A 26,624-nucleotide genomic window follows, 5' to 3' on the forward strand; every position below is an offset into this window, starting at 1 on the left:
AGAACCGATTCGCGAGCGGCCGCACGGAAGCGGGAATGAGCACCGAACGCACCGAACACATATCGTCGCGGCGAGCCCGGCACCATCCGCTGGCTCCGCCCGGCTGGCTGCTCGAAGGGCTGAAGCCGACCACCGCGCCCGTCCCCTGGGCCGCCGCGGCACGAGCGGGCGTCGCCCTCTCCGTCCCGCTCGCCGTCGGCTTCGCCCTCAACGAACCCGAATACGGCGCACTCGCCTCCATGGGCGCCCTGTCCGGAGTCATCGGCGACACCGCCGACGCCTACCGGATGCGCGTCCTGAACATCGCCGTCCCGCAGTTCTTCGGCGCCGTCGGCGTGGCCCTGGGCACCCTCGTCTTCGGGCACGGCTGGGTGGCCGTCGGCGTGCTCACCCTCATCGCCCTGGTCTCCGGGATGATCTCCTCCATCGGCACGGTCGCCTCCGTGTCCGGACTGCTGCTCCTGCTCAACGCCGTGGTCGGCGCCGGGCTCCCGATGCCGCAGCCCTGGTGGATCGCCCCGCTGCTCCTGGCCGCGGGCGGACTCTTCGTCCTCGCGCTGACCCTGCTGGGCTGGCCGCTGCGCGGCCGCCGGCCCGAACGGTCGGCGGTCGCCGCCACCTACCGGGCCCTGGCGGACGCCCTGGAAGCCGCCGGCGGCCCGGGCGACCTCTACGACGAGCGGCGCCGCCGGGTCACCAAGGAACTCGACCAGGCCTACGACCTCATCCTGGGCCGCCGGGCCCGCGTGCACGGACGCAGCCAGTCGCTCGTCCGCATGCTCGCCCAGCTCAATGTGGTGATCCCGCTGGTGGAGGCCGCACCCGCCGCCCACCTGCGCGGCCGGCCGCTGCCCCCCGAGATCCCCGCCGCCGTACGGGAACTCGCGACGGCCGTGGAGGAGGGCCGCACCGCAGCGCCCGTACTCGACCTGCCCGAAGCCCGCACCCCCGCCGAACGGGCCGTCGACGCGGCGCTGCGGCACGCCGCGAAGATCGTGCACCTCGCCGAGGCGGACCCGTACAACGTGGACGACCGCCTCGGCCGGCCCGCCGCACTGAAGGTGCGCGCCCGGCGGGCCGTGCGCGACATGATGATGTCCGAGGCCTCCTGGCGCTACGGCCTGCGGCTCGCGCTGTGCATCGGCCTCGCCCAGTCGCTCGTGTCGGTCGTCGAGCTCGAACGGTCCTACTGGATCGCCCTGACCGTCACCTTCGTCCTCAAACCGGACTTCGGCTCGGTGTTCTCCCGGGCCCTGCTGCGCGCCCTCGGCACCGCGATCGGGCTCGTCGTCGCCGCCGCCGTGCTCGCCGAGGTACCGCGCGGCTGGTGGGACGTGCCGGTGATGGTGGTGCTCGGCGCGCTGATCCCGGTCTTCTCCGCCAAGGGCTACGCCTTCCAGACCGCGGCGATCACCCCGGTGATCCTGCTGCTCTCGGACCTGCTCAACCACCAGGGCTTCGACCTGATCCGCCCCAGGCTGCTGGACAGCCTGATCGGCTGCGCCATCACCCTGATCGCCGGATACCTGCTGTGGCCCGAGAGCTGGCACACCCGGATCGGGGACCGGCTCGCCGAGACCGTGGACGACGCCGCCCGCTACGTGGAACGGGCCTTCGCGCCGGCCGCGGACGAGGCGGCGCTCGCGGCGGCCCGGACCGCCCGCCTCCAGGCCCGGCGGCGGCTCTACCGCGACCTGTCGGGCGTACGCAGCGAGTTCCAACGGGCACTGACCGAGCCACCGCCGACCGGCACCCGGGCCGCCGCGTGGTGGCCGCTGGTGGTCGCCGTCGAGCGGATCGTGGACGCGTCCACCGCCGCCCGGGTCCGGGTCGACCACGGCGCACCGCCCCCCGCGGCCGAGGAGGTGGCGGCCATCGCGCGACAGTTGCGCGAACTGGCCGACCGGGTCCGCAGCAGCACCACCCCGGTACGGGTCGAGGGCGAACCGGAAGGCGACGGGGCGGGCGTCCTGGCACCCGTGCACCAGGAGCTGGCGGCGGCCCGCGCCATCACCCAGCCGGAGCGCTGACCGGGCCGGGTGGGAGCGGACGGGGGAGCATCGGAGCATGTACCGCGCCCCGGCCGTCCTGGTCCTCGCCCTGGCCCTGGCGGGGTGCGCCGACGTGGAGGGGCTGCAGAGCGAGGGCGACCTCGGCACGGTGCACGCCCCGCAGAGCCTGTGGAAGGACATCCGCCCCGACCCGCCCGACCCGGCCCAGAAGCCGGGCACGGCCTCCGTGGTGCCGGACCTGCCCAAGGTGGCGGGCCTCAGCATGCGCACGGTGAACCCGGTGAGCGTCGTACGCGCCGACGTCACCTCCGCCACCGAGCAGGACGGCGGCACGGGCCGGCTCGTCGATCCCCGGGGCGTCCAGCGGCTCGCGCTCTGCACACAGGCTGTGGACGGCGGCCCCGACTGCCCGGTGCGGCCCCCGGTCTTCCACGACCTGACAGGCAACGGCCGGGAGGAGCTGATCACCGCCCTCGACATCGACGGCCGGCTCAGCGAGCTGCGCGTCTACACCGTCCAGGACGACGGGAGGATCGCCCGCATCCTGTCAAGACGGGCAGTGCTGGAGGGGGTGGAGGTCGCCGCCGAGCACCTGGCGGTCCGAGAGCCGACGTCGAACCCCGCCTACTTCGCCGTCTCCGACTACGTGTGGGACCCGAAGGCCGGGATCATGAACCTCAGCCAGCTCACCCTCGACGACTGCGCCTCCATCAGCGGCGTACCGCTCGGCCAGGACGCACAGCGATGCACGCGCTGAGCAGCCTCCGCTGGAAGATCGCCCTGACCACCACGGCGGTGTGCTGCACGGTCGCCGCCGCACTCGGGATCCTGGTGCACAACGTGGTCGCGGCCCAGATCGTCGGCGAGGTCCGCAAGGACGCGGGCGCGGCCCTGGAGCACGCCCTCAGCCACTACGAGTACGGCACCACGCACGGCGACGTGAACATCGTCCTCGACCCGCCCCAGCTGCCCCGCCCGCTGCGCGACCTGGTCGCTCGCGGCGACACCGGCAGCATGGTCGGCGCCTACGACGGCAAACCCGTCATGTGGGGCGCCGCCCCCGCCGACAAGCAGGCCCTCGCCGTCTGGATCCCCTTCGAGGGCACCCGGGACCGGCTGCGGGACATCGACACCGCGATCCTCGCCTCCGCCGTGGTGGCCGCCGGCGTGGTGGCGCTGGCCGGCCTCTTCCTCGCCGACCGGATCAGCCGACGGCTCGCGACGACCGCCGCCGTGGCCCGCCGGATCAGCGCCGGGGACCTCGACGCCCGGGTCGGCTTCCCCACCCGCGCGGACGACAGGCGGTCGGGCCGCCGCTCCCGGGACCGCGACGAGGTACGGGACGTGGCCCAGGCACTGGACCTGATGGCGGCGTCGCTCCAGGAGCGGCTGGAGGCGGAGAAGCGCTTCACGGCGGACGTGGCGCACGAGCTGCGGACCCCGCTCACCGGCTCGCTCGCCGCGGCGGCCCTGCTGCCCGAGGGCCGCCCCAAGGAGATGATCAACGACCGGCTGAAGGCCCTGCACCTGCTGACCGAGGATCTGCTGGAGATCTCCCGGCTCGAATCGGGCGTGGAACAGGCCGATCTCGCCCGGGTGGAACTCGGCCGGGCGGTGGAGCGGGCCGTGGCGGGAGCCGGGCCCGCCGTCTCGGTACGGGTGATCCGCGACGCGGCGGTACTCACCGACCGGCGGCGTCTCGACCGGATCCTGACCAACCTGCTGGTCAACGCCCACAAACACGGCCGGCCGCCCATCGAGGTGACCGTGGAGGGCCCGGTGGTCACGGTCCGCGACCACGGGCCCGGTTACCCGCCCGAACTGATCGAGCAGGGTCCGCAGCGCTTCCGCACCGGAGACCCGGGGCGCGGACGCGGCCATGGACTGGGTCTGACGATCGTGGCGGGACAGGCGGCGGTCCTGGAGATCGCGCTGAGCTTCGCCAACGCCCCGGACGGGGGCGCGTCGACGACGCTCAGGCTTCCCGTCGGGCGTCTACCGGAGGGAAGTTGACCACGGAGGGGCGGTGTTTCACGTGAAACACCGCCCTCCGCACGGAATCAGGATCGGGATCAGACGCCGATGTTCTTGCCGTCCTTGCGCCAGACCGAGACGACGGCCGGGCGGACGATCTTGCCGGGTCCGTCGGGCCACACCGACTGCGGCTTCTCGACGGACGCGCCGTCGATCTCGCCCGGGTGCTGGACGGCCACCAGGACGCGCTTGTCCTGGATCAGCGGGCCACAGGTCTCGGCGCCGCGCGGCACGGTCAGGAACTGCTTCAGCTCGCCGCGGCGCTCACCGCTGGTCGCGACGCCGAACAGGCCGTCGTGGGAGCCGAGCTGGTTGCCGTCGGTGGAGATCCACAGGTTGCCGTGCGGGTCGAAGGCCACGTTGTCCGGGCAGGAGATCGGGCTGACCTTGTCCTTGGGGAAGCCTGCGAAGTAGGTCGCCGGGTCGTTCGGGTCGCCGGCGACCAGGAAGAGCCGCCAGGCGAAACCGTCGCCGGCCGGGTCGTCGAAGTTCTCGGCGAGCTCCAGGATCTGGCCGTGCTTGTTCAGGTTGCGCGGGTTCGCCTCGGTGGCGCCTTCCTTGCCGGGCTTGCCGCGGTCGGTGTTGTTGGTCAGCGCGACGTAGACGCGGCCGGTGCGCGGGGAGGGCTCGACGTCCTCGGGGCGGTCCATCTTGGTGGCGCCCACCTTGTCGGCGGCCTGGCGCGTGAAGACGTACACCTCCTCGGCGGTCATGCCCTCGACGTGCGAGACATTGCCGGTGGCCAGCTTGATCCAGACGCCGGATCCGTCGAACTCGCCGTCGGAGGGCAGCTTGCCGGTGCCGTCGAGCTCGGCGGCCGGGGTGTCACCGGTGAGCTTGGCGACGTAGAGGGTGCCCTCGTCGAGCAGCGTGAGGTTGTGCTCCTTCGCCGCGCGCGAATTGCCCTTCTTCATCCGCTTCGAGGAGACGAACTTGTAGAAGTAGTCGAAGCGCTCGTCGTCGCCCATGTAGACGACCGGGCGGCCGTCCTCGGTCAGACGGGGCTGCGCGGCCTCGTGCTTGAAGCGGCCCAGCGCGGTGCGCTTGCGCGGCACGGAGTTCGGGTCGTACGGGTCCAGCTCGACGACCCAGCCGAAGCGGTGCGACTCGTTGGGCTCCTGGGCCACGTCGAAGCGCTTGTCGAAGCGCTCCCACTTGCGCTCGGTGGCGCCGGTGGTCATGCCGTAGCGCTTCAGGCGGGCGGCGGCGGTGGGGTCGGTGACCTGGCCGGCGTTGCCGAAGTACTGGTTGAAGTTCTCCTCGCCGTGGAGGGTGGTGCCCCACGGGGTGGTGCCACCGGCGCAGTTGTTGAGGGTGCCGAGCACCTTGGTGCCGGTGGGGTCGACGGAGGTCTTCAGCAGCGCGCCGCCCGCGGCCGGACCGGTCATCCGGAACTCGCTGGTGGCCGTCAGGCGGCGGTTGAGCTGGTGGCGGGAGACCGCGGTCAGCTTGCCGCTGCGGTGGTCCTCCTGCACGACGACCACGGACAGGCCGTGCGCGGCCCAGGCGATCTCCACCTGCTCGCGGGTGGGGTTGGCCGGGTCGTACGCCTTGAACATCAGGACTTCGTCCGTGTACTCGTGGTTGGCCACGAGCAGCTGCTGGCGCTCGTAGTCCCCGCCGAGCGGGAGGAGGCTCAGGAAGTCGTTGTTGTAACCGAACTGACCGGCCTGCGCGGCCGCGGTCTGCTTGTCGGCGTTGAAGCCCGGGGCGCCCTTGATGATCGGGTCGCCCCAACGGATGACCACGTTCTGCTCGTGGCCCTCGGGGATGGTGACCTTGTCGTCGGTGTTCGGCGCGACGGCCTTGAAGCGAAGGCCGCGGGCGGCCTCGCCGCTCTTGCCCGCACCGGCCGCCGCAGCGTCGACGGCGGGGGCCGCGCTGGCGGTCTGCCCCGAGGCGCTGAGCGCGACGGCGGAGCCGGCGGCGGTGGCGACCGTCACGACGGCGGCGGAGCGCAGCATCGAGCGGCGGGAGTAGGCACGGGCTATGACATCGCCCGCGTACTCGTTGTCGCTTGTGTTCGGCACCTCGTGGAAGCAGGCGTCGCCACAGCGGTAACGACAGGTGAGAGCGGAACGGCCGCTCCCATGCGGGTTGCCGATGAACGGCAGAAGCTTGCGCACGAGTTTCCTCCGAGTAGCTGCGTGGCCGCCGACAACGTGTCGGAACAATCCAGCCGCGACGGTAGGCCCGGGTTGCGCCGAAGCGGCGGCGCGGGGATGAACGATTGGTGAACCCGGCACGTCGGGGCGGCAGTTCGGGAGCCGCGTGATCACCTCTGGGAGCCGGGCGCCACGAAAGGCGCCCCTGCCGAAGATCCAGCCGGGCGGCCGATAACCTTACGTGTCCACTCTGGGCAGGGATCAACCGCGCAGCACGGACAAATGACGCACGCACTCATGCGAAAGGCCTGGCCCATGGGTATTCGGAGCTTGTTGCGCAAGGTGTTCGGACGGTCTGCGGAACCGGTTCCGGAAAATTCGGACGCCACTTCGGCGGCTGTACCGAACCAGGCGGAACGCACCCCCCTGGACGTCGCCGCCGACCTCGTGGCGGCGTCCTTCGACAATCCGACGGTTCCTCCGCAGTCCTCGCGGGATCGCGAGCCCGGCACGGTCCTCACGGCCCCTGCCCCGGCCGCCGACCCCACGGTCCCGGAGGCCCGCCGCCCCTCGCCTTCGGCGAACCCCGGCCCGGAATCCCCCGCTCCCGCGGAGCCCGCTGAGGCTGCCGCCCCGGCGGAGCCGGCCGAAGCCGCCACCGCGGCAGAGCCGCAGGCCGAGGCCGCCATCGCCGCAGAGCCGCAGGCACAGGACCAGCCGGAGGCCGAGGCCGCCGCGGCGGAGCAGGCGGAGACCGCCGAGCCGGCGGCGGACGCCGCCGTTCCCGCGGAGCAGGACGAAGCCCCGGCGGAGCCGGACACGGCGCCCGCTGCGGAGCCCGCCGAGGCCGCTGTCGCGGACGAGCCGGACGCCGCCCCCGTTGCGGAGCCCGCCGAGGCCGCCACCGCGGCAGAGCCGCAGGCACCGGTGCAGCCGGAGGCCGAGGCCGCCGCCGCGGAGCAGGCGGAGAGCGCCGAGCCGGTGGCGGACGCCGCCGCTCCCGCGGAGCCGGAGGCTCGGGACGAGCAGGCCGCCGCCGATGCGCCGCAGGCGCAGGACCAGCCGGAGGCCGAGGCCGACGCAGTCGCCGGCACGGAGCCCCAGGCTGCGGAAGCCGGCACCGACACCCCGGCGGAGCCGGACACCGCGCCCGCTGCGGAGCCCGCCGAGGCCGCTGTCGCGGACGAGCCGCAGGCCCAGGCAGAGGTTGCCGCTCCTGCGGAGCAGGACAAGGCCGAGGCCGCCGCTGCGGAGACCGCCGACCCGGCGGCGGACGCCACCGCTCCCGCGGAGCAGCCCGAGGCCGCCGCGGCGGAGCCCCAGGCCCAGGGCGAGGCCCCGGCGGAGCCGGACACCGCCCCCGCTGCGGAGGAGGCCGAGGTTGCCGTCCCGGCGGAGCCGGAGGCGCAGCCCGAGGCCGACGCAGTCGCCGACACGGAGCCCCAGGCTGCGGTGGCCGACACGGACGCGCCGCAGGCGGAGGCCGGCACCGACACCCCGGCGGAGCCGGAGGCGCAGGACGAGGCCGGGCCGGAGGCCGGGGTCCAGGCCGGGCCCGCTCACGCGGCGGCAGCCGTGCGGCGGCGGGCACCCGAGGTCGCCACCGCGTACAAGGCCGCCGGCCAGGTGCTCCGCGGCAAGGGGAAGGCCGGCGCCCGCGCCAAGGTCTACCTGGTCCTCGACCGCTCCGGGTCGATGCGCGGCTTCTACAAGGACGGCAGCGCCCAGTACCTCGCCGACCACGCCCTCGCCCTCGCCGCGCACCTCGACGACGAGGCGACCGTGCACACCGTGTTCTTCTCCACGGAGGTGGACGGCACGGCCGACCTGACCCTCGACACCCACTACGGCTCCTGGGTCGAGGGCCGCCACGCCGAGCTCGGCCGGATGGGTCGCACCAGCTACCACGTGGCCGTCGAGGCCGTCGTCGAGCACTACCGCAAGGACGGCGGCGAGGGCCCGGCCCTGGTCGTCTTCCAGACGGACGGCGCCCCCGACAACCGCCAGCCCGCCCGGCAGGCGCTGACCGACGCCGCCACCGCGGCCCCCGGCATCCACTGGCAGTTCGTGGCCTTCGGTGACCACGACTCCAAGGCCTTCGACTTCCTGCGCAAGCTGGACGCCGAGAACGCCGGCTTCTTCCACGCCGGTCCCGCCCCCGCCGAACTGACCTCCGCGGCCCTCCTCAAGGGCGTCCTGGAGAAGTTCTAGCCACGGCATGAGGAAGGGCCCGGGGTCGTCGACCCCGGGCCCTTCTCGTATGCCTGCCGCTTAGCGCGCAGCGTCCGGGTGCACGGACTCCGCGACCGGCTTGGCGTCGGCCGCCTTCGTCTCGACCGGCTTGCGCAGCGCGATGTTCAGCTCGCGCAGACGGGCCTCCTCAAGGACCGTCGGCGCGCCCATCATCAGGTCCTGCGCGTTGCCGTTGAGCGGGAAGGCGATGGTCTCGCGGATGTTCGGCTCGTCGGCCAGCAGCATCACGATGCGGTCCACGCCCGGGGCGATGCCACCGTGCGGCGGGGCGCCGAGGCGGAAGGCGCGCAGCATGCCCGCGAACTCGCGCTCGACGGTCTCGGCCTCGTAGCCCGCGATCTCGAAGGCCTTCAGCATGACCTCGGGCTCGTGGTTGCGGATGGCGCCGGAGGACAGCTCGATGCCGTTGCAGACGATGTCGTACTGCCACGCCAGGATGTCGAGCGGGTCCTTCTCCTCCAGGTCCCTCATGCCGCCCTGCGGCATGGAGAACGGGTTGTGGGAGAAGTCGATCTTGCCGGTCTCCTCGTCCTTCTCGTACATCGGGAAGTCGACGATCCAGCAGAAGCGGAAGACGTTGTCCTCGAAGTGGCCGGCGCGCTTGGCCGCCTCGACGCGGACGCCGGACATGATCTTGGAGACCTCGTCGAACTCGCCGGCGCCGAAGAACACGGCGTGGCCGGGGACCAGGCCCAGGCGCTCGGTGAGGACCTTGACGTTCTCCTCGGTGAGGAACTTGGCGATCGGGCCGGTCAGGGCACCGTCCTCGCCCACGCGCACCCAGGCCAGGCCCTTCGCGCCCAGCGAGACCGCGTAGTCGCCGAGGCCGTCGAAGAACTTGCGCGGCTGGGCAGCGGTGTCCGGGACGGCCAGGGCGCGCACGTGCTTGCCGGCGAACGCCTTGAACTCCGAGCCCTCGAACACGTCGGTGATGTCGACGAGCTCCAGCTTGGCGCGCAGGTCGGGCTTGTCGTTGCCGTACTTCAGCATCGACTCGCGGAACGGGATCCGCGGGAACGGCGAGGTGACCTCGCGGCCGCCGCCGAACTCGGTGAAGAGCTCGGTCATCAGGCGCTCGATCGGCTGGAAGACGTCCTCCTGCTCGACGAAGGACATCTCCACGTCGAGCTGGTAGAACTCGCCCGGCGAGCGGTCGGCGCGGGCGTCCTCGTCGCGGAAGCAGGGCGCGATCTGGAAGTACCGGTCGAAGCCGGAGATCATCAGCAGCTGCTTGAACTGCTGCGGGGCCTGCGGCAGGGCGTAGAACTTGCCCGGGTTCAGGCGGGACGGCACGACGAAGTCACGGGCGCCCTCGGGGGAGGTCGCGGTGAGGATCGGGGTCGCCATCTCGTTGAAGCCGAGGGCCACCATCTTCGAGCGGATCGAGGCGATGACCGCCGAGCGCAGCATGATGTTGCGGTGCATGCGCTCGCGGCGCAGGTCGAGGAAGCGGTACTCCAGGCGGCGCTCCTCGTTCACACCGTCGTCGGTGTTGATCGTGAAGGGCAGCGGGGCGGCCGCGCCGAGCACCTCGACCGCGGAGACCTCGATCTCGACCTCGCCGGTCGGCAGGTCCGGGTTCACGTTGTCCGCACCGCGGGAGACGACCTTGCCGTCGATACGGACGACGGTCTCCTTGGAGACGCTGCTGAGGGCCTCGTTCGCGGCGGTGCCGGGGCGGGCGACCAGCTGCGTGATGCCGTAGTGGTCACGCAGATCGATGAAGAGGATGCCGCCCAGGTCTCGACGGTTGTGCAGCCAGCCGCTCAGTCGGACGTCGGCGGCGACGTCAGAGGCGCGGAGCTCGCCGCAGGTGTGGGACCTGTACCGATGCATCAGTCATCCAGTTCTTCGCGATACCAGGGTGGATTCAACCGTCCCAAGGTTACCGTCCGGGAGGATGGCGGGTCGGGCACTACCGTCAGCCTGCGCAAATGCGTCCGGTCACCGGCGAACAGGCACGTAACGGATATGACCTGTAAAGATGACCGGGTGCGTACCGAGGATGTCCTGGCCGCAGTCGCGACGGGTCTGTGGCGATGGGACAACGCCTCCGGGACGGTCTCCCTCGACGGGGAGGCCGCCCGGCTCCTCGGGCTGCCCGCCGAACCGGTGGTCCTGCCGGAGGTGGCCGTGCGGTCGCGCTTCCACCCGGTGGACTGGAACGAGATCAACGGAATCGTGAACCTGGCCGTCGCCGAGGGCACCCTCGCCGAGGCCCGGCTGCGGATCATGGACGTGGACGGACGCGTCATGCGGACCGTGCGCAGCCGCTCCAAACCGCTGGAGCGGTGGTCGGCCGACGGAAGCCTGGACTACGAGCTGATCGGCACCATCCAGGAGATCGCCGAGCCGCAGCCGGGCACGACCGCCGTGCACACGCCCATCACGGGCGACTGGCGGCGCTCCCGCGAGGCCTTCCTGCTGGACGCCGGCCGGGCGCTGGCGGAGGCCCGGTCCACGGCGGAGGTACTGCGGGTCGCGGCCTCGCTGTCCATGCCGGGCTTCAACCCCGACGGGCTGGCCGTCTTCGGTGTGGCCGGGGACCGGCTGTCCGTCATCGGGCACCACGGGCACGACGCCGGGGACGAGGGCCCCTTCACGGACATGCTGCTGGACACGGACTATCCGGCCGCGGAGGTCGTCCGTACCGGTCGGGCGATCTACCTGCCCACCCCCGACGACTACAAACGGCGCTTCCCGGCCACCTGGCCGCTCGCACAGCGCTTCGACCGGGTGTCCTGGGCCTTCCTCCCGCTGATCGTGGCCGGGCGCACCATGGGCGCCTGGATGGCCGCCTTCAAGCAGCCCGCGTCCTTCTCGCCCGACGAGCGGTCGGTCCTGACGACCGTGGCCCGGATGCTGGCCCAGGCCCTCCAGCGGGCCGGTGTGGCCGAATCCGAGCGGGAACTCACGACCGGCCTGCAACGGTCGATGATGCCGCAGCTCGGCCCGGAGATCCCCGGCATGCGGATCGCCGCACGCTACGTCCCCACCGGCGGCGGGCTCCAGGTCGGCGGCGACTGGTACGACATGATCCCGCTGCCGTCGGGCCGGTTCGCGCTGGTCATCGGCGACGTGCAGGGCCACGACGTGCGCGCGGCCGGGCTGATGGGCCAGCTGCGGATCGCCGTACGGGCCTACGCGTCCGAGGGGCACCGGCCGGACGCGGTGCTCTCGCGCGCCTCCCGCTTCCTCGCCGGACTGTGCGCCTCCCAGGAGTCCGGCGGCGCCGAGGACGACTCCGACGCCCAGAGCCCGAGGTTCGCGACCTGCCTGTACGTGGAGTGCGACCCGCAGACCGGAACGCTGGAGGTGGCCCGCGCCGGCCACCCCGACCCCGCGGTCCGGATGACCGACGGCACCGTCCTGATGCGGCCCACCGCCGGCGGGCTCCCCCTCGGGATCGTCCCCGACACCGACTACCCGACCACCCGGTTCACCCTGGAACCCGGCGAGACGATGATGCTCTGCACCGACGGGCTCATCGAGACCGGCGGGCACGACCTGGACACCGGCTGGGCCCGGCTGCGCGCCGTCCTGGAGGCCGACACCCACGAGGCCGGCGGCGGCCACCCGGCCGGGCACCTCGAAGCGCTGGCGGACCTGCTGGTCCAGGCCGTGCACGGGCCGTCCTCGCACCACACCACCGGGCCGCTGGCCGACCGCCGCGAGGACGACATAGCCGTGGTGCTGCTGTGCCGCGAGGGCGCGGGCTGCGGCTGCGGGACGCCGGTGGCGCACCCGGTCCGACCGGCCCGCCGCACGATGCTGACCGTGGCCCAGGCGGAACCGGAACGCATCGCGGGCGCCCGCCGGCAGGTCCGGGAGCTGCTGCACGACTGGGCCGACGAGGAGCAACTGGACTCGGTGGTCCTGATGGTCTCCGAGATGGTCACCAACGTCCTGGTGCACACGGACGGCGACGCCCTGCTGGTGGCCGAGGCGGTCGGCGAGCTGGGCGAGCGGCGGCTGCGCGTGGAGGTCGCCGACTCCAGCGACGAGCTCCCGCACAAGCGGCACCCGGGCGAGATGGCCTCCAGCGGCCGCGGGGTGCTGCTGATGGAGATGCTGGCCGACGCGTGGGGCGTGGACCCCCGCGGCGAGGGCAAGTCGACCTGGTTCGAGCTGTACGAGCAGTCCAAGCAGCCGGACACGGCCTAGCGCTGCGGCCGGAAAGGCCGCCCGACGGGACGCCGCCGGTACGACGGCACGGGCCGCGCCCCCGGGAAGGGGGCGCGGCCCGTGGTGCGTCGAGGCCCCGCGGGCCTACTCCTCGTCCGCCTGGCCCGCGCCGCGGTGGCCGAGACCGGTGCGGGCGGTGGTGGGGATGCGGCCCAGCCGACCCGCCTGGAAGTCGTCGAAGGCCTGCTGGAGCTCGTGCTTGCTGTTCATGACGAACGGCCCGTAGTGCGCCATCGGCTCCCGGATCGGTCGCCCGCCGAGGAGGACGATCTCCAGGTCCGGGGCGTTGGAGTCCTGGGACTCGTCCGCCCGCACCGTGAGGGATCCGCCCTCGCCGAAGACGGCCGTCTGCCCGGTGTGGAGGGGCCTGCGGTCCTCGCCGACCGACCCGCGCCCGGCCATCACGTACGCCAGGGCGTTGAAGTCCTCGCGCCACGGCAGGGTGATCTGCGCTCCCGGGGCGACGGTCGCGTGGATCATCGTGATGGGCGTGTGGGTGATGCCCGGGCCCTCGTGGCCGTCGAGCTCACCGGCGATCACCCGGAGCAGGGAGCCGCCGTCCGGGGTGGACAGCAGGGTGACCTTGCCGCCGCCGATGTCCTGGTAGCGCGGGGGCATCATCTTGTCGGAGGCCGGCAGGTTCACCCACAGCTGGAGGCCGTGGAAGAGGCCGCCGCTGACGACGAGGGACTCCGGCGGCGCCTCGATGTGCAGCAGGCCGGAACCTGCCGTCATCCACTGCGTGTCGCCGCCGTTGATGACTCCGCCGCCGCCGTTGCTGTCCTGGTGGACGAAGGTTCCGTCGATCAGGTACGTGACGGTCTCGAAGCCTCGGTGCGGGTGCCACGGGGTGCCCTTCGGCTCGCCCGGCGCGTACTCCACCTCGCCCATCTGATCCATCATGATGAACGGGTCGAGGTACTGGTAGTTGATCCCGGCGAACGCGCGCCGCACCGGGAATCCCTCACCCTCGAACCCACTCGGAGCGGAGACGACGGCCAGCACCTTGCGCGGGGCGACGGCCTGCGGCTCGGCCACGCGCGGAAGCGTCAACGGGTTCTCAACAGTCACTGCGGGCATGGTCAGGACCTCCTTCTGATCCGAGTTTAGTTGAAACTCGAACTTTCTGCCACACCCCACAGAACAGAGCGGCCCCCGGGGACATTCCCCCGGGGGCCGCTCTCGCCCCGACCTGCCGTTTTCCTCCGACTACGGCGTGTCGAGGCGGATCGAGTTGAACGGCGTGAGGTTGACCAGGTAGGTCACGCCGGGCGGGATCCGGTAGTTCTCGCAGTTGTCGCCGGCCGAGTCCCAGCACAGGGACCCGGTCCAGCGGTCGGTCTGATTGTTGACCACGTAGTGCCAGTTTTCCTGGTTGTAGAGGGCGTGACCGCCCCACCGGGTGTACCGGTTGGAGGGGCGGTCCCCGTTCCAGGTGGCGTTGCCGTTCGCGTCCGTCGGGTAGATGCAGACCTCCCCGGAGTTGCAGCCGTGGATCGGCGCCCGCCACTCGGCGTGGGCCGGAGACGCCGCCAGGACCCCCGTACCCAGCGCCATCACCCCCGTCGCCGCCACGGCCCCGACCTTCGTGCGTAAGGACGTACGCGCCATCGTGCTCTCCCCTGATCGGTGGGTGCGGGTTCTCCCGCAGCACCGATACTCGGCAGCCGCCGGCCCGCCCGCGATCCTTTCGGGCAGGGCCGAAGGGAGGGTCAGCCGCCGCTGTGCAGGAGGTCGGCGCCCAGGCCCGTGACCGCGTGCAGGACCGCCTTGCCGTCCCGCTCGGTGGTGATCAGGCCGGCCTCGCGCAGGGTGCGGGTGTGCTCCGAGACCGAGGGGAGGCTGATGTCGAGTTCCCGGGCCAGCTCGCTGGTCGTGCGCCGCTGCACCAGCCTCTGGAGCACCGCCGCCCTGGTCCGGCCCAGCAGCGCGTCCAGCGCGCCTTCGGCCGGGCCCGGGGAGGTCAGCGGCAGCGGGGTCATCGCCGGGTAGAGCAGGACGTGCGGCCCGTCCGGGTGCTCGGCCACCAGCGGCCGGCCCGTCCAGAACGGCGAGGGCATCAGGATCAGCCCGCGCCCGCCGAGGTGGACCTCGTAGTGCGGCGGCCGGGCCACCTCGAAGACGGTCCCGGACCAGTCGGCCGCCGGGCGCGTACTGGCGAGGCACGCCCTGATGCCATGGGCGGCCAGCAGCCGCGTGCGCCAGGCGACGTCCGCCTGGAAGGACTGCCGGATCCGGGCCCAGTGCGGGGCCACCAGGCTCTCGTGGGCCGCCGTGAGCGCGCCGCCCAGCTGGTCCCACGCCTCGCGGTCCAGGCCCCACAGCGCCCGCAGCCAGGAGTCGGGCCCGGGCGCCCGGGCGGCGGCGCGGGCCAACTCCTCGCCGGTCAGCAGCGGCGCGGCCGCCCGTACCGCGGCCAGGCCCTCCTCCAGGGTGCGCGCGTACGGCTCGACGAACGGCGGGTTGTCACCGTCCGGACGCAACAGGTCCAGCAGGGGCCGCACCCGGGAGGGGAGCTCCTGGCCGACATGCGCCCGCCAGCGGCCGAAAACCGCCGCCTGGTCGGTGCGCTGCCAGGCCACCAGGGCCATCGCCAGCTCCACCATGGGGAGCGGCCCGTCGGCGAAGGTGACGTTGAACAGGTCCTCGGCCGTGAAGTGCACCCTCAGCAATGCCGCCCCCCGTCAGGCCCGGCGCCTGGGCCGTCTCTTTCGGATCTTGTCGGTCGAGCCCGTCGTCCGGTGCCGTGCCTCGCAAGGCGGAGGGGCGCCCGTGTACTGGACGTACTCGGGTGCCCCGACAACCTGGGGGTCCCCCGGACGGAGTCCGGGGGATGAGGTGCGGTGCCGGGCGGCGCGGGCCCGGCAAGATCGGAAAGAGACGGCCTAGCCGTACATGCGGCGCATGGCGAAGTCGACCATCTGCTCGACCGCCTTCGCGTCGAAGACCATCCGGTGGTCGCCCTCCATGTCGAGGACGAAGCCGTAGCCGGTGGGCAGCAGGTCGATCACCTCGGCGCCGGTGATGACGAAGTACTTGGACTCCTTGCCGGCGTACCGGCGGAGCTCCTTGAGCGTGGTGAACATGGGGATGACCGGCTGCTGCGTGTTGTGCAGCGCCAGGAACCCCGGGGTCTCGCCGCGCGGGCAGTAGACCTTCGACGAGGCGAAGACCTGCTGGAAGTCCTCGGCCGAGAGGGATCCCGTGGTGAAGGCCCGCACGGCGTCCGCGAGGGACGGCGGGGACGGCTCCGGGTACAGCGGCGCCTGCCCGTACCCCTGCGGGGGCTGCTGGGGGGCGTACTGCTGCTGGGCACCCGGGTTCTGGTCATAGCCGTACATGGGCCGAAGCCTACCGAGCGCCTGCGACCATACCGGCCGGTACCGGCCACGGATCCCCTGCGGCTCCCCCTGCGGGGTGCGGTCAGGGGCCCTTGAGCGAGGCCACGAAGGGCCCCCAGGCCGCGGCGCCGATCATGACGACCCCGCCGTCCGGCCGCTTGGAATCCCGCACGGGGACCACCCCGGTGAGGCCGTCAGCCACCTCGACGCAATCGCCGCCCGTGCCGTTGCTGTAGCTGCTCTTACGCCAGGTCGCGGCGCTCAGGTCAATTCCGCTGCTTGCCATTTCGGTAGTCCTCTGCCGCGGCGTCGAGGAGGGCCAGGGACGCCTCCGGCGGCAAGGCGGCGGCCCTCAACAGATCGTAGGACCTGCGGTACTCCTTCACGAGGGCCGGAAAGTCGATGAGTTGGCCGCTGTGCAGGCTCTCCACGTAGACCAGGGGCGGCGCGTCCGGGAAGGTCATCAGCTTCGCCATACCCATCATGAGGGCGTGCGCGGTGGTCGTTTCCGGGACGATCTGCAGAATGGACCTGGTCCGGCGGACCACGGCCGCGATGTGCTCCAGCAGCTCCGCCATCTGCGGCGCGGGCAGGGCCGGCCGGCGGATCACCGACTCGTCGAGCACCACCCAGAAGTCGGGCGGGCACTCCCTCTCGAAGAGCTTCGCCCGGCCCATCCGGGCCGCCACCAGCGTCTCGATCGTCTCGTCGGCCGCCCGGGGCATGGCGGCGCGGCTGATCGCCCGCGCGTACGCGGGGGTCTGGAGCAGCCCCGGCACGAGCATCGGAGCCCACTCCTCGATGGTCTCGGCGAACGGTTCCATCTCCGCGACGTCCGCGAAGTACTCGGCGTACCCCGACTGCCTCGCGCGGCGCGCGTCTTCACAGCGGCGCTCGAAAAAGCCGTCCGTGCCCAGCTTCGCGTCCACGTGCCGGGCCAGGTCCAGCGGCATGCGCCGCTCGCCGCGCTCGATCTGGCTCAGGAACGGCACGCCCCGGAAGCTGCCCTCGGCCAGCTGGTCGAGGGTGAGCCCTGCGGATTCCCGTTTGTAGCGGAGTTCCGCGCCGTAGAACGACGGCACGTTCGCCGAGGCATCCGTGTCCTTGCGAGCCGGCACAACCCACCACCACCATTTGCCACTTGTCCAGCGCAACCGGAAACCCTTCCCACGGTAGGGGGTGCGGCGCCAGCCTGTGAGGGCTTCGTCACACTCCGCACAGGAACGGCAACCGCATGAGCGACCATCCCCACGACCGCGAGGCGACCGCGGCCCTCACCGCACTGCGCGGCGCGCTCGCCGCGCACGGGATCACCCTGCCCTCGCTGGACCTGCACCTCCCCTCCTACGCCGCCCGGTGCGGCCCGCCGCCCCTGATCAGCCTCGGCAACTGCAACCCGGCCACCGCGCAGCGGATCGCCGCCGCTCTGGCGCAGCCGTGAACGAGCTCGTGATCCGGCTGCCCGCCACCGCCCGGGCGGCCCCGATGCTGCGGCACGCCGTGCGGGAGCACCTCGGCGCAGGGTCCGGCGACGCCGAACTGTGCGTGACCGAGCTGCTGGCCAACGTCGTCCGCCACCTCGGCGAGGGCACGCCCGTCACCCTGCGCGTCACCGGGAACGGAAGGGCAGCCCGTACGCGGGTCGAGCTCACCGATCCCGACCCGCGCGCGTGGCCCGTACCGCGGCCGGCGGGCGAGGGCGACGAGTCGGGGCGGGGGCTCGCCCTGCTCGACGCGGTCGCACTGCGCTGGGGAGTCACGCAGGGGCACGGCGCCAAGACCGTGTGGTGCGAGCTTGACCCTGGTCACAGTCCGCACGGAAGGGTTGCCGTTATTACCGGCGGGTAGCATCATGTTGTTACCGATTGGTATGTACGAGGAACCTGTCTCCCCGAGCCTTAACGGAGCCGTCGCCATGGGGCACTACAAGTCGAATCTCCGCGACATCGAGTTCAACCTCTTCGAGGTGCTCGGCCGCGACCAGCAGTACGGCACCGGTCCGTTCGAGGAGATGGACACCGAGACCGCGAAGAGCGTCCTGTCCGAGATCGCCCGCCTCGCCGAGAACGAGCTGGCGGAGTCCTTCGCGGACGCCGACCGCAACCCGCCGGTCTTCGACCCGGAGACCAACACCGCCCCGGTCCCGGCCTCCTTCAAGAAGAGCTACAAGGCCTTCATGGACTCCGAGTACTGGCGTCTGGGCATCCCCGAGGAGATCGGGGGCACCGTCTCCCCGCGCTCCCTCGTCTGGGCCTACGCAGAGCTCCTGCTCGGCTCGAACCCGGCCGTGTGGATGTACTCCTCCGGCCCGGCCTTCGCCGGCGTCCTCCACGAGGAGGGCAACGACGCGCAGAAGAAGATCGCGCAGATAGCCGTCGAGAAGCGCTGGGGCTCCACCATGGTCCTCACGGAGCCGGACGCCGGCTCGGACGTGGGCGCCGGCCGCACCAAGGCGATCCAGCAGGCGGACGGCTCCTGGCACATCGAGGGCGTGAAGCGCTTCATCACCTCCGGTGAGCACGACATGGAGGAGAACATCCTCCACTACGTCCTCGCCCGCCCCGAGGGCCACGGCCCCGGCACCAAGGGCCTGTCCCTCTTCCTCGTCCCGAAGTTCCACTTCGACTGGGAGACCGGCGAGCTGGGCGAGCGCAACGGCGTCTACGCCACGAACGTCGAGCACAAGATGGGCCTGAAGGCCTCCAACACGTGCGAGATGACCTTCGGCGACCAGCACCCCGCCAAGGGCTGGCTGATCGGTGACAAGCACGACGGCATCCGCCAGATGTTCATGATCATCGAGTTCGCGCGCATGATGGTCGGCACGAAGGCCATCGCCACGCTCTCCACCGGCTACCTGAACGCGCTGGAGTACGCCAAGGAGCGCGTGCAGGGCCCGGACCTGGCGAACTTCATGGACAAGACCGCGCCCAAGGTCACCATCACGCACCACCCCGACGTGCGCCGCTCGCTGATGACGCAGAAGGCGTACGCCGAGGGCATGCGCGCCCTCGTCCTCTACACCGCGACCGTCCAGGACGAGATCCAGGCCAAGCAGGCCGCCGGCGAGGACGCCTCCTCCCTCATCGGCCTGAACGACCTGCTCCTGCCGATCGTCAAGGGCTACGGCTCGGAGAAGTCCTACGAGCAGCTCGCGCAGTCCCTGCAGACCTTCGGAGGCTCCGGCTACCTGCAGGAGTACCCGATCGAGCAGTACATCCGCGACGCCAAGATCGACACCCTGTACGAGGGCACCACGGCCATCCAGGGCCAGGACTTCTTCTTCCGCAAGATCGTCCGCGACCAGGGCGCCTCGCTGAACATCGTCTCCGAGACGATCAAGAAGTTCCTGGCCGAGGCCGTCGGCGGCGAGGAGCTGGCCGGCGCCCGCGACGCGCTCGCCAAGGCCGCCGTGGACCTGGAGGCCATCGTCGGCCAGATGATCGTCGACCTCACCGCCACCGGCGAGGACGTCAAGAACATCTACAAGGTCGGCCAGAACACCACCCGCCTGCTGATGGCCTCCGGCGACGTGGTCGTCGGATACCTGCTGCTCAAGGGTGCCGCCGTCGCCGCCGAGAAGCTCGCGACGGCCTCCGCCAAGGACGTCCCGTTCTACACCGGCAAGATCGCCGCCGCGAAGTTCTTCGCCGCGGAGGTCCTCCCGGGCGTCTCCGTCCAGCGCCAGCTGGCCGAGGCCGTCGACAACTCCCTCATGGAGCTCGACGAGGCCGCCTTCTAAGGCGCCCCGCCCCACCCGCAGCACTGCTGCGCCGCACCCGCACAGCGGCCGGGTCCCCCGCACAGGGACCCGGCCGCTGCCGCGTGCCCGGGCACCGTCACAGGGGCCCTGTACTGCGGCTTTCCCCGATGTCAGTCGTTCATGGGACGCTCGTACACATGAGTCCACAGGATCAGCACGGCAGCAGGGGGTACTCCGTCCCCACCGGGCGGCCGTACGCCCTCAAGGAGCTGCAGGCGAGCCTGGGCAGCCTCGGCGACCACCTGCGCGAGCTCTACGACGGTGCCCACCCCGCCGAGTACGACACCATCGCCGATGCGCTGTACGTGGCCTTCCAGACGGCCGCCGGACTGGCCCCCGCCAAGAGCTACACCGGCTGCCCCGAACACCCCAACGGCGCCCTCGACCCCGAGGCCCCCGACGGCTGGGGCCGCTGCCTCATCTGCAACGACCGCCGACGCCTCGGACAGCGCCACCGCGGCGGCCCCGCCGCCGCCCCCGCCGGCGAGCAGCGGCGCCTGGGCTACCCCGTGCCGGAGGGCCCGTACACGCTCCACGTCCTGCGCGCCCACCTGCGCACCGTCGAGGACCAGCGGTTCCATCTGAGCCTGTCCTCACCCGCCGAGGACTTCGTCCGCATCGCCGACGACCTCCACCGCGCCTTCATCGTGGCCCGCGAACTGTCCCGCCCGCGCAACGCCTCGGGCTGCTCCGAGCACCCGGGCGCCCCCATCGACCCCGACGCGCCCCCCGGCGAGGCCTGTATCTTCTGCGCCGGACGCAGGAGACGCGCGCAGCGCTCCCCGCAGACCCCGGAGATGCTCCCGCGCATCCGCCGGGGCGAGCGCAGGCAACTGCAGCGCAGATTCGAGCGGCCGCCCGGCTGAGAACCGACGGGACCGCGGATCACCCGCCCGGCACGGAGCCGGTCTCCCCCGGCGACCCGCCCGGTCCGGCCATGACGAACACGCACCCGACCCTCGTTAAGGTGAACCACTCGGCTTCCTCCCTCCCCTGACGGGGGCGAGTCCCAAACTCACGCGTGAGGATCCCTGTTCCGCCACGAACCGCCCCGCCCGAGAGGAGGACTCCCGATGAGGTCACACACCCGCTCCACCGGCAACAGCCGCCCCGGCGGCCCGAGGACCGGTCGCGGCGTTCCCGTACCGGCCGGGAGCGGTCCCGCGGACCGAGCGCAGCGACCGCAGCCGTCCGAACGTCCGCGACAGTTCCACAGCCTGCGCGTCCGTCGGATAGAAACGGTACTTGCACGACCGCCGCGCGGAGGGAACACCCACACCGCCGACGCGACGGTCGGTCACGATCCGAACACCAGCACAGGTCACAGCCTCACGCCGCGGCACACCACCGCAGCGAGGCTCCGAGCCGGAACTGCGTTTCCTCACCCGGCTGAAGCCGGGGGCTTCCACACAAGGGAAATACGATGAGCTCTCCCGCCCGCTTCGACCGCGGCCACACCGACGATCTGATGACCTTCCTGACGGCCAGTCCGTCGCCGTACCACGCCGTGGCCAACGCGGCCGAGCGGCTGGAGAAGGCAGGCTTCAGGCAGTTGTCGGAGACGGACGCCTGGGACTCGGGCACCGGGGGCAAGTTCGTGCTCCGCGGCGGCGCGCTCATCGCCTGGTTCGTCCCCGAAGGCGCCGCGGCACACACCCCGTTCCGCATCGTCGGCGCCCACACCGACTCGCCGAACCTGCGGGTCAAGCCGCTCCCCGACATGGGCTCACAGGGCTGGCGGCAGATCGCGGTCGAGATCTACGGCGGCACCCTGCTCAACACCTGGCTGGACCGCGACCTGGGCCTGGCCGGGCGGCTGACCCTGCGCGACGGCACCGAGCGCCTCGTCAACATCGACCGGGCGCTGCTGCGCGTGCCCCAACTCGCCGTGCACCTGGACCGGTCGGTGAACAGCGACGGACTCAAGCTCGACAAGCAGCGGCACATGCAGCCGATCTGGGGTCTGGGCGATCCGCACGAGGGCGACCTCATCGCGTTCCTGGAGGAGGAAGAGGGCCTGGAACAGGGCTCGGTGGCCGGCTGGGACCTGATGGTCCACTCGATCGAGCCGCCCTCCTACCTGGGCCGGGACCGCGAGCTCGTGGCGGGCCCCCGCATGGACAACCTGCTGTCCGTGCACGCCGGGGTCGCCGCACTGGCCGCCGTGTCCGGTGCCGGGAAGCTCGACCACATCCCGGTGCTGGCCGCCTTCGACCACGAGGAGAACGGCTCGCAGTCGGACACGGGCGCGGACGGCCCGCTGCTGGGCAATGTGCTGGAACGTTCAGTCTTCGCCCGCGGAGGTTCGTACGAGGACCGCGCGCGGGCCTTCGCCGGCACCATCTGCCTGTCCTCCGACACCGGGCACGCCGTGCACCCCAACTACGGTGAGCGGCACGACCCGACGCACCACCCGCGCGCCAACGCCGGCCCGATCCTGAAGGTCAACGTCAACCAGCGGTACGCCACCGACGGCAGCGGGCGCGCGGTGTTCGCCGCCGCGTGCGAGCGGGCCGGCGTCCCGTGGCAGACGTTCGTCTCCAACAACTCGATGCCGTGCGGCACGACGATCGGCCCGATCACGGCCGCCCGCCACGGCATCCAGACCGTGGACATCGGCGTCGCGATCCTCTCGATGCACAGCGCGCGCGAACTGTGCGGCGCGGACGACCCGTACCTCCTCGCCAACGCCCTGGTCGCCTTCCTGGAGGGCTGAGCCGGCGGGCCGGGCCCGCAAGGTCGCTCCTCCAGGAAGGCGGGGAGCGGTCTCAGCCCTCGTCGTCCATGCCGGCGAGGACGAGGGGCAGCCGGGCGGCGCCGTCCGCGGTGACCTTGACGGGCACGCCCCAGTCCTGCTGGTGGACGTGGCAGGCCGGGTATTCGTTGGCCGGGTCGTCGTCGCAGGACGCGGCCATCGCCGAGACGTGCAGCACGCCCTCGGTGACGTCCGGGTTCAGCTCCAGCTCGCGGAACAGGTCGGTCCCCGCGCCCTCGCCGGCCGCCAGCAGCTCCGGCGGGGTCGAGGAGACCAGCAGGCGCGTGGAGGGCCCGTACCGGGTGTCGAGCTTTTGCCCGCTCGGAGCCCGGAAGACCACGTCGAGGCGCAGCGTGCCGGGTGCCACCTCGGTGGCGGCACGCTGGGTGCGGTGGGCGACCGCGTCCACCCGTACCGCCTCCTCCGGGAGCCGCAGCCGGGTCAGGCGGTGCCGGGCGGACTCGACGACCACGATGTCCTCGCCGACCAGCACGGCGTCGCTGGGCTCGCGCAGGTCGGTCGCCAGGGTCGAGACCTGCCCGGTGGCGGGGTCGTAGCGGCGCAGCGCGTGGTTGTACGTGTCGCACACCGCGACCGAGCCGTCGGGCAGGGCCGTCACCCCGAGCGGGTGCTGGAGCAGGGCCTCGGCGGCGTCCCCGTCCCGGTGCCCGAAGTCGAACAGGCCGGTGCCGACGACGGACGTGATCGCGTAGCCGTCGTCGGTGGCGTGGACGTAGCGCAGGGCGCTGGTCTCGGAGTCGGCGATCCACAGCCGGTCCCCGGCGGCGGCGAGCCCGGACGGCTGGGCGAACCAGGCCTCGGCGGCCGGCCCGTCGTGGAGCCCCTCGTTGGTGGTGCCGGCGGCGACCTCGACGGTCCCCTCCGCCGGGTCCCAGGTCCACAGCTGGTGGACACCGGCCATGGCGATCCACACCTTGCCCTGCCACCAGGCCACGTCCCACGGCGAGGACAGGTCCACCTCCAGGGCGGGGCCGGAGGTCGGCGAGCCCTGCCACCACTGGCGCCCGGTGCCGGCGACCGTCTCCACGGCCCCGGTCTCCAGGTCCAGGACGCGCAGCGCGTGGTTGACGGTGTCGGCGACGACCACCCTGTGGTCGGGCAGCAGCGCCAGCCCCTGCGGCTCGCTGAAGCTGTCCCCGGCGAAGCCGCGCACGCCGCTGCCGATGCGGCGCACGACGCTCTCCCCGTCGGCGGCGAGCTCCACCAGCTGGTGCCGCGTCGAGTCCGAGACCAGGAAGTTCCCGCTGGGCAGGAGCAGCGCCTTGCCGGGGAAGCGCAGGTCGCTCGCGACGGGCTCGGGCGCCACGTAGGGCCCGTCCCCGCGCCGCAGCGTGCCCTTGGCCTCGTGCTCGGCCTCCAGCTCCTCGACCAGCTTCGCGATGGCGTGCGCGTGCCCCTCGCCGGCGTGCTGGGCGACGACGTACCCCTCGGGGTCGATCACGACGAGCGTGGGCCACGCGCGCACGGCGTACTGCTTCCAGGTGGCGAGCTCGGGGTCGTCCAGGACGGGGTGGTGCACCTCGTAGCGCTCGACGGCGTCGACGACGGCCGCGTGATCGGCCTCGTGCACGAACTTCGGCGAGTGCACGCCGATGATCACGACGGTGTCGCGGTGCTTCTCCTCCAGCTCGCGCAGCTCGTCGAGGACGTGCAGGCAGTTGATGCAGCAGAAGGTCCAGAAATCCACAACAACGCACTTACCTCGCAGGTCAGCGAGGGTGAGCTCCTTCCCGCCGGTGTTGAGCCAGCCGCCCTTGCCGATCAGCTCGGGGGCACGGACACGGGCACGCTTGCGGGGTGCGGGCGCAGGGGTGGGCGCCGGGGCAGCATCGTTCATCCTTCAAGCTTGCCATCCGCCCGTGAACGCAGGATCACGCCGGTGCGAACCGCCTGCTCAGGGCATGTGCTCCACCACGGCGACTTCCGAGAACTCCCGCAGGAAGGTCATGTGACCGGTCCGGCCCGTGTGCTCGATGCACATGTCGGTACACACGTCCGCGTTCCCGGTCGGCGCGGCAGTCCACTGACAATCCGGGTTCAGGCACCGTGCCGTCGCCGTCGTCTCCGCCGAGGGGTGGCGGTGCATGACGTAGCTGACGTACCGGAGCACGGCCCTCACGGTCATGTCGCTTCCCCGGGGTGCGGGTGGTTCCGGAGCTCCACGTTGCAATCACTGGCCGTGGAGTGGTCGCGCCGGTGACGGGCGTCCCGGCGCTGTGCGGCCAGGGCGGCGCAGACCCCGCAGCCAGCCGCCGGTACGGGGTCCGGGGCTGCTCTCAACGGCAGCTCTACCGTGGGTTGCGCGTACGTGATCGTCTTCACGGCCCCGCTCCTCGTTTCGTCGTGTAGCGACCACGCTAGGAACGGCGGGCTGCGACTCCCAGAAGATTGCATGAGGTTGCACGGTCGTCACCTGAGCGTCTGAATGGCGCTGGTGATCAGCGCGCGGGCCTTCGCCCCATGGACGGCCATCTCGGCCAGTTCGGTGAACGTGTCCGCGTACGCGGCAACCTCGCTCGGCTGGGTCAGCGTGAGGTAGCCGGAGACCAGCTCGACGTTGACCTGTGCCGTGTCGAAGATCCAGAACCCTTCCGCCGGCATCCGAGACCGATCGGTCCGCGTGGGCACCACGCCCAGGCTGACGCTGGGCAGGGAGCCGACCGTGAGCAGGTGGCTGAGCTGTTCCTCTTGGACGTCCGGCCCACCGAGACCGTTACGCAAGACCGACTCCTCAACCAGGAACGCGAACCGGCGGTCGCCCTCGTAGAGGACGCGCTGACGCTCCATGCGCACGGCGACGGCATCGGCCACGTCATCGACCTCGACCCGCCTCCGCTGAACGGCACGCAAGACGGCTTCCGTGTAGCCGTAGGTCTGGATCAGGCCCGGAACGAACCACGAGGAGTAGGCGCGGAACCGGCGGGTTCGCTCGAAGAGCGGGAGACGGGCTTCCTGGGCCTGCTTGAGCCCAGTGCGCTCCATGCGCCGCCACCCGACCCACATGCCTTCGACCGTTCGCAGCGAGGCGATCAGGTCGTCCGTCTGCCCTTCGGCCCCGCACGCGCGGCACCAAGCCCGGATGTCGTCGGCGGACGGAGGCGTACGGGCGTTCATGATCCGGGATGACTTGGACGGGTGCCATCCGCAGAGCCGGGCGAGATCGCGCCCGTTCAGGCCGGAGTCCCGGCATAGCTCAGCGAGTCGGTTCGCCAGCGCCTGCCGGGCCTGCTGAGCACTCGAAGAGGGAGAGACAGCCATGGTGGTGACCGGTCAGCGCGGCTTGTACTCCTCGTGCGGGATGGCGCGTTGCCAGACGGCCTCGAACGCCGTGGTGCACAGGTGGACCCGCGCAGGATCGTCGGTGTACTCCCGCCCGTCTTCGTCCAACTGGCCCTCTCCGGTGAAGTGGTGGAAGAGCGCTTGGCTGCCGTCGAAGACCCAGAAGTCCGTACCTGGCAACGCCAAGTCCGTCGTCTGCCGGCGGGGCAGCCACCGGACCATCTCACCCGCAGCGAGATTGGTGAAGGTGCAGTCGTACTCATAGCGCACGTAGTCACTGATCGGCTCGGACACGATGCGGACCCGGCGGACCGCCACTCCGCGCGCCGTGGCAGCACTCACCGCGTCGTGCCAGCCGCCCCACCACGACGACCGATCAGCCGGGTCCAGCCGTTTACCCTGCTGCCAGGCAAGGAACTCCGGGTCATCGAGCATGTAGCTGTCACGCAACTCAAGATGCACGGCCGAGTGCTGCGCGCGGGCCAGTGCGTTACGCGCGGGTGGCTGCACTTCCGGCTTCTCCGTTCTCGTCCGGGCGCGGGATGTACTTCAGCATCACCGCAGGGAGCCTGATGATCGTCTCGTGGTCCGGCACGTCCGTGGAGTGCCCGGGGATCGAGCCAATCTCCTGGCAGGCCTTCACCTCTTCCGACGTCGCTTTGTACGACTGGATCAGCAGGTCATTGGTCTCCTCATCAAGCCAGATCGTCGGGGACTCGTCGGTCGGCGTGTTCGGGATGATGCCGAGGAACCTTAGGTTCACGATCACTCCAGGTGTCGAGTCGGTTGCACGAACGTGCACGAGCCTCACTCCTGTGGCTGACCGGCGCAAGAGGGCGTCAGGACAAGCTTGTTGGTTCACGGCGCGGGTACGAC

The 26,624-nt window shown here is 71.7% G+C and carries 22 protein-coding genes; 10 read left to right on the top strand and 12 right to left on the bottom strand.

The genetic code is table 11. From position 1 onward, the window contains the following. The first annotated feature begins 35 nt into the window (after positions 1-35). From E6U81_RS12670 to E6U81_RS12680, 3 genes are read left to right on the top strand one after another with little or no spacing between them, the layout of a single operon-like run. Positions 36-2,030: an FUSC family protein gene (locus E6U81_RS12670; protein WP_136230197.1), complete on the top strand. Its 1,995-nt coding sequence runs from the start codon at positions 36-38 to the stop codon at positions 2,028-2,030. A gap of 37 nt (positions 2,031-2,067) precedes the next feature. Further along, on the top strand, positions 2,068-2,769 hold the full coding sequence (locus tag E6U81_RS12675; protein ID WP_276615805.1) for a hypothetical protein: 702 nt from the start codon (positions 2,068-2,070) through the stop codon (positions 2,767-2,769). After that, the gene (locus E6U81_RS12680; protein WP_136230198.1) at positions 2,757-4,025 is read left to right on the top strand and encodes a HAMP domain-containing sensor histidine kinase; all 1,269 of its coding nucleotides are present in this window, start codon (positions 2,757-2,759) and stop codon (positions 4,023-4,025) included. The genes E6U81_RS12675 and E6U81_RS12680 overlap by 13 nt, the downstream gene beginning before the upstream one ends. Before the next feature lie 59 nt (positions 4,026-4,084). Here E6U81_RS12680 and E6U81_RS12685 read toward each other — a convergent pair whose 3' ends face one another. Continuing rightward, on the bottom strand, positions 4,085-6,172 hold the full coding sequence (locus E6U81_RS12685) for a PhoX family phosphatase (RefSeq protein WP_136230199.1): 2,088 nt from the start codon (positions 6,170-6,172) through the stop codon (positions 4,085-4,087). Positions 6,173-6,466: 294 nt separating this feature from the next. Between E6U81_RS12685 and E6U81_RS41705 the strand changes: the two genes are divergently transcribed. Beyond that, the gene (locus tag E6U81_RS41705) at positions 6,467-8,362 is read left to right on the top strand and encodes a VWA domain-containing protein (protein WP_136230200.1); all 1,896 of its coding nucleotides are present in this window, start codon (positions 6,467-6,469) and stop codon (positions 8,360-8,362) included. 60 nt (positions 8,363-8,422) lie between these two features. On the opposite strand, the gene aspS is transcribed toward E6U81_RS41705, so the two are convergent. Further along, positions 8,423-10,240, bottom strand: a complete 1,818-nt coding sequence (aspS, locus tag E6U81_RS12695; protein WP_136230201.1) for an aspartate--tRNA ligase — start codon at positions 10,238-10,240, stop codon at positions 8,423-8,425. A gap of 156 nt (positions 10,241-10,396) precedes the next feature. Between aspS and E6U81_RS12700 the strand changes: the two genes are divergently transcribed. Next, positions 10,397-12,568 carry a SpoIIE family protein phosphatase gene (locus tag E6U81_RS12700; RefSeq protein WP_136230202.1) on the top strand — a complete coding sequence of 724 codons (2,172 nt, stop codon included), beginning with the start codon at positions 10,397-10,399 and terminating at the stop codon, positions 12,566-12,568. A gap of 105 nt (positions 12,569-12,673) precedes the next feature. On the opposite strand, the gene E6U81_RS12705 is transcribed toward E6U81_RS12700, so the two are convergent. The 6 genes from E6U81_RS12705 to E6U81_RS12730 all read right to left on the bottom strand — a co-directional run bounded on the left by E6U81_RS12705 (position 12,674) and on the right by E6U81_RS12730 (position 17,048). After that, complete coding sequence (locus tag E6U81_RS12705; protein WP_136230203.1) at positions 12,674-13,669, bottom strand: pirin family protein; 996 nt, start codon at positions 13,667-13,669, stop codon at positions 12,674-12,676. A gap of 129 nt (positions 13,670-13,798) precedes the next feature. Next, on the bottom strand, positions 13,799-14,200 hold the full coding sequence (locus E6U81_RS12710) for a hypothetical protein (protein WP_136230204.1): 402 nt from the start codon (positions 14,198-14,200) through the stop codon (positions 13,799-13,801). 101 nt (positions 14,201-14,301) lie between these two features. Next, entirely contained in the window at positions 14,302-15,252 is a 951-nt protein-coding gene (locus tag E6U81_RS12715) for a helix-turn-helix domain-containing protein (RefSeq protein ID WP_240803796.1), read from the bottom strand. 222 nt (positions 15,253-15,474) lie between these two features. Next, positions 15,475-15,930 carry an SseB family protein gene (locus E6U81_RS12720; protein WP_136230206.1) on the bottom strand — a complete coding sequence of 152 codons (456 nt, stop codon included), beginning with the start codon at positions 15,928-15,930 and terminating at the stop codon, positions 15,475-15,477. Positions 15,931-16,012: 82 nt separating this feature from the next. After that, on the bottom strand, positions 16,013-16,216 hold the full coding sequence (locus E6U81_RS12725; RefSeq protein ID WP_136230207.1) for a DUF397 domain-containing protein: 204 nt from the start codon (positions 16,214-16,216) through the stop codon (positions 16,013-16,015). Then, positions 16,197-17,048 (bottom strand): helix-turn-helix transcriptional regulator, encoded by an 852-nt coding sequence (locus E6U81_RS12730; RefSeq protein ID WP_136230208.1) that lies wholly within the window; start codon positions 17,046-17,048, stop codon positions 16,197-16,199. Before E6U81_RS12730 ends, E6U81_RS12725 begins: the two co-directional genes overlap by 20 nt. 116 nt (positions 17,049-17,164) lie before the next feature. On the opposite strand from E6U81_RS12730, the gene E6U81_RS12735 reads away from it, so the two are divergent. The 5 genes from E6U81_RS12735 (at position 17,165) to E6U81_RS12760 (ending at position 22,409) form a co-directional block, all read left to right on the top strand. After that, the gene (locus tag E6U81_RS12735) at positions 17,165-17,371 is read left to right on the top strand and encodes a hypothetical protein (protein WP_136230209.1); all 207 of its coding nucleotides are present in this window, start codon (positions 17,165-17,167) and stop codon (positions 17,369-17,371) included. Further along, positions 17,368-17,778, top strand: coding sequence for an ATP-binding protein (locus E6U81_RS12740; protein ID WP_240803780.1), 411 nt, complete (start codon positions 17,368-17,370; stop codon positions 17,776-17,778). Before E6U81_RS12735 ends, E6U81_RS12740 begins: the two co-directional genes overlap by 4 nt. Before the next feature lie 67 nt (positions 17,779-17,845). Beyond that, a complete protein-coding gene (locus E6U81_RS12745; protein WP_136230210.1) occupies positions 17,846-19,672 on the top strand; it encodes an acyl-CoA dehydrogenase in 1,827 nt (608 codons plus the stop codon). A 158-nt stretch (positions 19,673-19,830) separates the two neighbouring features. Next, positions 19,831-20,559, top strand: a complete 729-nt coding sequence (locus E6U81_RS12750; protein WP_136230211.1) for a hypothetical protein — start codon at positions 19,831-19,833, stop codon at positions 20,557-20,559. A gap of 557 nt (positions 20,560-21,116) precedes the next feature. Then, complete coding sequence (locus E6U81_RS12760; RefSeq protein WP_136230212.1) at positions 21,117-22,409, top strand: M18 family aminopeptidase; 1,293 nt, start codon at positions 21,117-21,119, stop codon at positions 22,407-22,409. A gap of 52 nt (positions 22,410-22,461) precedes the next feature. Here the strand turns inward: E6U81_RS12760 and E6U81_RS12765 are convergent, their stop codons facing one another. The 4 genes from E6U81_RS12765 to E6U81_RS12785 form a co-directional block, all read right to left on the bottom strand. Next, positions 22,462-24,306, bottom strand: a complete 1,845-nt coding sequence (locus tag E6U81_RS12765) for an NHL domain-containing thioredoxin family protein (protein WP_136230213.1) — start codon at positions 24,304-24,306, stop codon at positions 22,462-22,464. Positions 24,307-24,878: 572 nt separating this feature from the next. After that, positions 24,879-25,727, bottom strand: a complete 849-nt coding sequence (locus E6U81_RS12775; RefSeq protein WP_136230215.1) for a helix-turn-helix transcriptional regulator — start codon at positions 25,725-25,727, stop codon at positions 24,879-24,881. A gap of 12 nt (positions 25,728-25,739) precedes the next feature. Beyond that, positions 25,740-26,258: a DUF6879 family protein gene (locus E6U81_RS12780; RefSeq protein ID WP_168714620.1), complete on the bottom strand. Its 519-nt coding sequence runs from the start codon at positions 26,256-26,258 to the stop codon at positions 25,740-25,742. Next, on the bottom strand, positions 26,239-26,511 hold the full coding sequence (locus E6U81_RS12785; RefSeq protein WP_136230400.1) for a hypothetical protein: 273 nt from the start codon (positions 26,509-26,511) through the stop codon (positions 26,239-26,241). Before E6U81_RS12785 ends, E6U81_RS12780 begins: the two co-directional genes overlap by 20 nt. Between the last annotated feature and the right edge of the window lie 113 nt (positions 26,512-26,624).

Origin of the sequence: Streptomyces sp. A0592, from assembly GCF_004795115.1 — a bacterium.
GTDB classification, from domain to species: domain Bacteria; phylum Actinomycetota; class Actinomycetes; order Streptomycetales; family Streptomycetaceae; genus Streptomyces; species Streptomyces erythrochromogenes.

Bases quoted from the DNA above. Each gene is read 5' to 3' on its own strand.
- E6U81_RS12670 (WP_136230197.1), top strand. From the start codon at position 36: ATGAGCACCGAACGCACCGAACACATATCGTCGCGGCGAGCCCGGCAC.
- E6U81_RS12675 (WP_276615805.1), top strand. From the start codon at position 2,068: ATGTACCGCGCCCCGGCCGTCCTGGTCCTCGCCCTGGCCCTGGCGGGG.
- E6U81_RS12680 (WP_136230198.1), top strand. From the start codon at position 2,757: ATGCACGCGCTGAGCAGCCTCCGCTGGAAGATCGCCCTGACCACCACG.
- E6U81_RS41705 (WP_136230200.1), top strand. From the start codon at position 6,467: ATGGGTATTCGGAGCTTGTTGCGCAAGGTGTTCGGACGGTCTGCGGAA.
- aspS (WP_136230201.1), bottom strand. From the start codon at position 10,240: ATGCATCGGTACAGGTCCCACACCTGCGGCGAGCTCCGCGCCTCTGAC.
- E6U81_RS12705 (WP_136230203.1), bottom strand. From the start codon at position 13,669: ATGCCCGCAGTGACTGTTGAGAACCCGTTGACGCTTCCGCGCGTGGCC.
- E6U81_RS12710 (WP_136230204.1), bottom strand. From the start codon at position 14,200: ATGGCGCGTACGTCCTTACGCACGAAGGTCGGGGCCGTGGCGGCGACG.
- E6U81_RS12720 (WP_136230206.1), bottom strand. From the start codon at position 15,930: ATGTACGGCTATGACCAGAACCCGGGTGCCCAGCAGCAGTACGCCCCC.
- E6U81_RS12725 (WP_136230207.1), bottom strand. From the start codon at position 16,216: ATGGCAAGCAGCGGAATTGACCTGAGCGCCGCGACCTGGCGTAAGAGC.
- E6U81_RS12735 (WP_136230209.1), top strand. From the start codon at position 17,165: ATGAGCGACCATCCCCACGACCGCGAGGCGACCGCGGCCCTCACCGCA.
- E6U81_RS12745 (WP_136230210.1), top strand. From the start codon at position 17,846: ATGGGGCACTACAAGTCGAATCTCCGCGACATCGAGTTCAACCTCTTC.
- E6U81_RS12750 (WP_136230211.1), top strand. From the start codon at position 19,831: ATGAGTCCACAGGATCAGCACGGCAGCAGGGGGTACTCCGTCCCCACC.
- E6U81_RS12760 (WP_136230212.1), top strand. From the start codon at position 21,117: ATGAGCTCTCCCGCCCGCTTCGACCGCGGCCACACCGACGATCTGATG.
- E6U81_RS12765 (WP_136230213.1), bottom strand. From the start codon at position 24,306: ATGAACGATGCTGCCCCGGCGCCCACCCCTGCGCCCGCACCCCGCAAG.
- E6U81_RS12775 (WP_136230215.1), bottom strand. From the start codon at position 25,727: ATGGCTGTCTCTCCCTCTTCGAGTGCTCAGCAGGCCCGGCAGGCGCTG.